Annotated in this window: 5 protein-coding genes and 1 pseudogene; 4 read left to right on the top strand and 2 right to left on the bottom strand. The window is 57.3% G+C overall.

The annotated features are described in order from the left end of the window. Positions 1–1,071 (bottom strand): ATP-binding cassette domain-containing protein (locus tag ACQKP2_RS03980; protein WP_427574517.1); only part of this gene is annotated, 1,071 nt, incomplete at its 3' end. Between the two features lie 390 nt (positions 1,072–1,461). Here ACQKP2_RS03980 and lpxO point away from each other — a divergent pair. From lpxO to ACQKP2_RS03965, 3 genes are all read left to right on the top strand, one after another. Continuing rightward, positions 1,462–2,361: a lipid A hydroxylase LpxO gene (gene lpxO, locus ACQKP2_RS03975; RefSeq protein ID WP_427574515.1), complete on the top strand. Its 900-nt coding sequence runs from the start codon at positions 1,462–1,464 to the stop codon at positions 2,359–2,361. A gap of 477 nt (positions 2,362–2,838) precedes the next feature. Beyond that, positions 2,839–3,198, top strand: coding sequence for a hypothetical protein (locus tag ACQKP2_RS03970; protein WP_427574514.1), 360 nt, complete (start codon positions 2,839–2,841; stop codon positions 3,196–3,198). A gap of 50 nt (positions 3,199–3,248) precedes the next feature. Beyond that, positions 3,249–4,400 (top strand): PQQ-dependent sugar dehydrogenase, encoded by a 1,152-nt coding sequence (locus tag ACQKP2_RS03965; protein WP_427574513.1) that lies wholly within the window; start codon positions 3,249–3,251, stop codon positions 4,398–4,400. Between the two features lie 22 nt (positions 4,401–4,422). Here the strand turns inward: ACQKP2_RS03965 and ACQKP2_RS03960 are convergent. After that, positions 4,423–4,866: pseudogene (locus ACQKP2_RS03960) on the bottom strand (GNAT family N-acetyltransferase); the annotation flags it as partial. A gap of 93 nt (positions 4,867–4,959) precedes the next feature. Here ACQKP2_RS03960 and ACQKP2_RS03955 point away from each other — a divergent pair. Then, positions 4,960–6,546, top strand: coding sequence for a RimK family protein (locus tag ACQKP2_RS03955; protein ID WP_427574511.1), 1,587 nt, complete (start codon positions 4,960–4,962; stop codon positions 6,544–6,546).

Genomic DNA, 6,546 nt, shown 5'->3' with positions numbered 1-6,546 from the left:
TCGGAGTTCTATACATGACTCGTCACTCTTTCCCTTCTCGTCGCTCTTCCGATCTCTGAAATTATTGTACAGGGTGTTGCCGTCTAAGCCATTGGACATCTGTACGATGGTCACGGCCTGGCGGTGCAGCTTCTTGGTCTGTTCGAAACGGATGAACGGGCTCACGCGGCTCGACGGCTTGACCTCGGCCAGCTGGATCTTGTCGATCTGCTTGGCGCGGGAGGTCGCCTGCTTGGCTTTCGAGGCGTTGGCCGAGAAGCGGCTGACGAAGGTCTGCAGCTCGGCGATCTGTGCTTTCTTCTTGGCGTTGTCCGACAGCAGTTGCTCGCGCGATTGGGTCGCCGCGGTCATGTACTCGTCATAGTTGCCCGGGAACAGGCGCAACTCACCGTAGTCCAGGTCGGCCATGTGGGTGCAGACACTGTTGAGGAAGTGACGGTCGTGGGAAATGATGATCATGGTGCTGTTACGCGCCGTGAGAATGTTTTCCAGCCAGCGAATGGTGTTGATATCCAGGTGGTTGGTCGGCTCGTCGAGCAGCAACACTTCCGGATCGGAAAACAGTGCCTGTGCCAGCAACACCCGCAACTTCCAGCCGGGGGCGACTTCGGTCATCGGGCCGAAATGCTGTTCCAGAGGAATACCCAGGCCCAGCAGCAGTTCACCGGCGCGGGATTCGGCGGTATAGCCGTCCATTTCGGCGAATTCGGTTTCCAGCTCGGCCACGGCCATGCCGTCTTCTTCGCTCATTTCCGGCAAGGAGTAGATGCGGTCGCGTTCGGCCTTGACCTTCCACAGCTCTTCGTGACCCATGATCACCGTGTCGATCACGGTGAATTCTTCATAGGCGAACTGATCCTGGCGCAACTTGCCCAGGCGTACGTTCGGCTCGAGCATGACCTGGCCACCGGATGGCTCAAGGTCACCCCCCAGGATCTTCATGAACGTCGACTTGCCGCAACCGTTGGCGCCGATCAAACCATAACGGTTGCCACCGTTGAACTTGACCGAAACGTTTTCGAAAAGCGGCTTGGCGCCGAACTGCATCGTGATGTTAGCTGTAGAAATCAAAGGTTTTTCCTGCGGAGCATTCAGGGTTGCCAGGGTGCGGGAGTACCGCGCTCGACCCGAGTCAAAGTGCGCTGAAACGGGTTTTTCCCGTCATCAACGAAGAGGCACGTAAAGTTTGGCGGCGATTGTACTGGTCTGGCTCTTTAAACGATAGGGCAATAAGGCCGCGGCATCGTTCTGGCAGCATCGGCGCACACATTTTCACTGTTGCAGGTTAACTATTGGTTACAAACTGTGGCTAAAATGCCGTCTTCACCTGTTGCCGACATTCGGTGTGGCTCAAGGGCGGGCGCCGGGAGCACCGGTTGGTATTTTGACGCTGCACAACACCCACAGGCCGCAGGCTGGAAGGGGGCGCAGTTTGTTCACTTCTGACGTGTGACGATTTCCGTGAAACTCATCATTGCCGCTATCTACGTTGTCTCCATCGCGTACGTTCACTTGCGTGGCCGCGTTCGTCACAAACTGGGCCGTCAATTGAGCGATCACTCGACGTTTCTGGCTCCGGTCAACTGTTTCCTTTATCTGTTTTCCAAAAAGCCCAACAAGCCCTACCTCGATCCGGCGGACTTTCCCGATCTCGCGCCGTTGCAAACCCACTGGGAAGAAATCCGCGCGGAAGGCCAGAACCTGCTGCGAGCCGGTGAAATCAAGCGTTCGAACCAGTACGACGACGTCGGCTTCAACTCATTTTTCAAGACTGGCTGGAAACGCTTCTACCTCAAGTGGTACGGCGACAGCCACCCATCGGCGATGAAGCTGTGCCCGCGCACCACCGAACTGGTGCAGGGCATTGGCTCGATCAAGGCTGCCATGTTCGCCGAGTTGCCGCCGGGCTCCAAACTGGTGCGTCATCGCGACCCTTATGCCGGTTCCTACCGTTATCACCTGGGGCTGGAAACGCCCAACGATGCCGGTTGCTACATCAATGTCGATGGCGAGAACTATCACTGGCGCGACGGTGAGGCGGTGATGTTCGACGAAACCTATATTCATTACGCCGAAAACACCACGCAACAGAACCGCATCATCCTGTTCTGCGATGTCGAGCGTCCGATGAAGTATCGCTGGGCGGCCGCCTTCAACGCCTGGTTCAGCCGCAACGTCATGTCGGCCGCCGGTGCGCCGAACGAGGCGGGTGACAAGACCGGCGGTATCAATCGCCTGTTCAGCAGGATCTACAAGATTCGCCTGCGCGGCAAAGAGCTCAAAAAGCGTAATCGAGCGCGCTATTACCTGGAGAAGTGGGTGATTTTTGCTGGTTTGCTTGCGGTTTTTATCCTGATCTAAAAGATGTGTGACGGCAGAAAATGCCATCGCGAGCAGGCTCGCTCCCACAGTGTGCAAATAAGATCCTGTGGGAGCGAGCCTGCTCGCGAAGACCTCACTGGCTTTCTTTTTCGTCGCCGGCTTGCCCACTGATTCGGGCTTGGCCGGCTTCGCTCCCTTAACGGCCAAGCTGCGTTTGAGCAATTCCGTCAAGTCGATCGCATCGGCGGTTTTGCCAGCGTCCTCGGCCGTATCGGTTTCCAGATCTTCGATCTTGCCTTCATGGACCTTCCTGTCGTCCAGTGCCAGGGTCGTGTTCTCGAACGTGATTTACGGTGGACTGCGCGTTGCGAATAAAAATTTCGGTGCCGTGGTTCGTCCCGCCGGTGGATCAACGTTGTGTTACATCTTGCAAAGTAGGTTTCGATTAACAAATCCGAACCCCGGGCGTAGCGTGTTATGGAAACCCTCATCCATGCATACGTTTGGAGGCGGTCAATGAACCGATACTGGCAAGGTCTCATTCTGCTGGGCCTGAGCGGTCTCGCCGGTCCGCTTGTCCAGGCGCAGGACGTCTGGTTGCACAAGCCCTTGCAGGTCGCCCAGAACCTGCCCAACAGCGTGAACAACAGTCCTTATAACAGCCCCACCCGGCGGGCCAACCCCAACAGCATGCAAGGCACACAACCCGGTGCCCCCGCCATTCGCGGTCCCAACACCGTGCCGGTCACGCGACCACCGACCCTGGACAATGGCGGTATCGGCAATCGCTATCCTGAGCCGCGAACAACGCCCGGCAATCCACCCACCTTCATTCCCAATCCACCTCGCCGGGATCCGCCCACCAGCAATTATTGAGCGGCAAGGCATAGGTCCGGTCGACATCCACATGGCAAAGGGAATCGTGCATGTTGCGTCAATTTCTCCTGGCGTTTTCCTGTGCAAGCCTGGCCTTGCAAGTCCTGCCATCCGCCCAGGCAGCCACCGCGCAGGACATGGCAAGCGAACAGGGCACCCTGGAAGTGACACCGATCGTGCAGGGGCTGAATCATCCCTGGGCCCTGGCATTTCTTCCCGATCACAAGGGCATGCTGGTGACCGAGCGCAGCGGTAATCTGCGGCTGGTGACGGTTGACGGCAAACGCTCGGCGCCCATTAACGGTGTGCCCGATGTATGGGCCAGGGGGCAGGGTGGATTGCTGGATGTGGCGTTGTCGCCTGACTTCAGGCAAGACCGCATGGTTTACCTTTCCTACGCAGAAGGTGGCGGACAAGGCAACAAGGCCGGTACGGCCGTCGGACGCGGGCGGCTCTCCGAGGATCTCGCTACCCTGAAGGACTTTACGGTGATTTTCCGTCAGGAGCCCAAACTCTCGGTTGGCAACCATTTTGGTTCACGCCTGGTGTTTGATCGCGACGGTTATCTGTTCATTACCCTGGGCGAAAACAATGACCGGCCGACCGCACAGGATCTCGACAAATTGCAGGGCAAGATCGTGCGGATCTTCCCGGATGGCAAGGTGCCGACCGACAACCCCTTTGTCGGCCAGCCCGGAGTACGACCGGAGATCTGGGCCTACGGGCTCCGTAATCCGCAAGGCGCGGCGCTCAACCCCTGGACCGGTGCCGTTTGGGAGAACGAGCACGGCCCAAGAGGCGGTGACGAGATCAACATCATCGCGCGTGGAAAAAACTACGGATGGCCATTGGCGACCCATGGCATCGACTATTCCGGCCAGCCGATCCCGGAGTCCAGGGGTAAAGCGGCCGAAGGCACCGTCGGGCCGCACCACGTATGGGAGCAGTCTCCCGGACTCAGTGGCATGGCGTTCTATGACGGCGACCGTTTCCCGGCCTGGCGCCACAGCGCGTTCATGGGCGCGCTGGTGGCTCAAGCACTGATTCGATTGCAACTGGACGGCGACAGGGTCCTTCATGAGGAGCGTTTGCTGGGTGAACTGGGCCAACGCATCCGTGATGTGCGGCAGGGGCCGGACGGGTTTCTGTATGTGCTGACTGACGAAGAGGAGGGTGCGCTGTACAGGTTGGGGTTGAAGTGATCGGTGGGTCGACCTGCACCCCGAGGGACTTTTCAAGGCGTAACGCGTCGGCGTGGTCCTGGTAATAGTCGCGAATCAAGGCGAATTGCCTGTAGCCGCTGCGCTCATACAAGGCGATCGCCGCAGGGTTGTCGACGCGCACCTCAAGTCGTAACGCGGTGCAGTCATGCGCCAGGGCGCATGCCTGGACCTGGTCGAGCATGTGTTTGCCCAGGCCAAAACCCCGCGCGTGGGCAACGATGGCAATCGAATACAGGCGTGCCACCGACGTCCCTCGGCGAAAAAGCACCAGGGCATAACCCAACAGTTCTTCCTCACGGGCGGCCACCAGCAACTGCCCGTGGGCACGGGTGATCATCCATTGGAAGTTGCGCCTGTTGAGCCGATCCGTGGCGAAACATTGCTCCTCCAGCTTCAACAGTTCAGGCAAGTCGGCCAGCACCGCCAAACGAAAACATACCTTCATATGACCACCGTAAAAGTTGCGTAACGAAACGGGACTTTCGATAAAGTTCGTGCTTAATAGGAAAGGTCTTGTTCTTCAAACGGATCGATCACTATGTCAGCGTTACAAGGTCATTGGCGCGAAGTATCCGGGCAAACTTTGTCGGCGGCAATCACTTCTGCAAGTTGTTTGAATGGCTTGGGAAGTACTTCCAGTCAATTGATTATTATTGTCGAGCGCAAGGAAGACTGGGCGTCTTACTTGCCCAGTGAAGATATCGTGACGGCGCAGGAGTATTTGGAAAAAAGCCGTGGCAATGAGCAGGGCAAGCGTGTTCAGGTGATCAACCTGTGCCGCAGCTACAAGTATCTGGGGCATGGCTATTACTGCTCGCTACTGGCCGAGGCGCGGGGACACAGGGTCATACCGTCGGTGCGGACCATCAGTGAGTTGACTCGAAAATCCCTGTATGGCCTGGCGCTGGACAATCTGGATAAAACCCTGGAAAAAGCGCTCAGTCACCATGCTTACAGTCAAACCGAGGGTTTTACACTGACGCTGTATTTCGGAAGAACCCATATCGAGCCGCTGCAGGATTTGGCTCGGCAGATATTTGAAGTATTCGCCTGTCCGATTTTACTTGTTGAATTTCGCCGAACTAATGGTTGGCACATCGAAGGTATCAAGTTTGGTGCGCTGCATAAGTTGCGCGAAGATCAGCAAGATCAATTTGCCTATTCTCTCGACAGTTTCAGTCGCAAGATCTGGCGTTTGCCACGCTCGCGACGGTTGGCCCGATATGATCTGGCCATATTGCATGACCCTCAGGAAACCTTGCCGCCGTCCAATGCCAAGGCGCTGGATAACTTCATCAGGGTCGGCAGGACGCTGGGCATCGATGTCGAGCTGATTGAGCGCAAGGACTATGCAAGGATCGCCGAATATGACGGCCTGCTGATCCGCGAGACGACCAGTGTCGACAATCACACGTATCGTTTTGCCAAAAAAGCCGAGCGTGAAGGGTTGGTGGTCATGGATGACCCCGCATCGATACTGCGCTGCACCAACAAGGTTTACCTGACCGATCTGCTCAAGCGTCATCAATTGGGCATGCCTGCCACGGAAATCCTCTACAAGGAACGACCGCAGGACCTCGAGCGGGTTGGCGAGCGGCTGGGGTTTCCGCTGGTCCTGAAAATTCCCGATGGCTGTTTCTCACGAGGCGTGATCAAGGTCGAAAGCCGGCAGGCGTTGCTCGAAGCCACCGCTCAATTGTTCGAACACTCGGTATTGTTGTTGGCTCAGGAATTCCTCTACACCGAGTATGACTGGCGTATCGGCGTGCTTAACCGCAAACCGATCTTTGCCTGCCAGTACTTCATGTCCAGAGGGCATTGGCAGATCTATAACCACAAGGCCAAAGGCCAGGACATCAATGGCGAGTGCCGCACCCTGGCCATCCAGGATGCACCCCGGGCGGTGGTGGAACTGGCCGTCAAGACAGCGAGCCTGATCGGGGACGGGCTGTACGGTGTCGATCTCAAGCAGTCCGGTGACAAGGTGGTGGTGATCGAGGTCAACGATAACCCGAACCTCGATGCAGGCATTGAAGATGCCTGCCTTCAGGACGACCTCTATTCGTTGGTGCTGCAGGAGTTTGTCCGGCGCCTGGAACTCAAACGTCGCGGTCAGGCCTGGTGA

It is taken from the genome of Pseudomonas sp. NPDC089569, from assembly GCF_050280625.1.
Lineage (GTDB): Bacteria > Pseudomonadota > Gammaproteobacteria > Pseudomonadales > Pseudomonadaceae > Aquipseudomonas.
The sequence above is the reverse complement of the archived record's forward strand: the minus strand, read 5'-3'. Positions and strand labels throughout refer to the sequence as shown.

Coding starts and splice junctions, on each gene's coding strand:
- ACQKP2_RS03970 (WP_427574514.1), top strand. CDS start 2,839: ATGAACCGATACTGGCAAGGTCTCATTCTGCTGGGCCTGAGCGGTCTC.
- ACQKP2_RS03965 (WP_427574513.1), top strand. CDS start 3,249: ATGTTGCGTCAATTTCTCCTGGCGTTTTCCTGTGCAAGCCTGGCCTTG.
- ACQKP2_RS03955 (WP_427574511.1), top strand. CDS start 4,960: ATGTCAGCGTTACAAGGTCATTGGCGCGAAGTATCCGGGCAAACTTTG.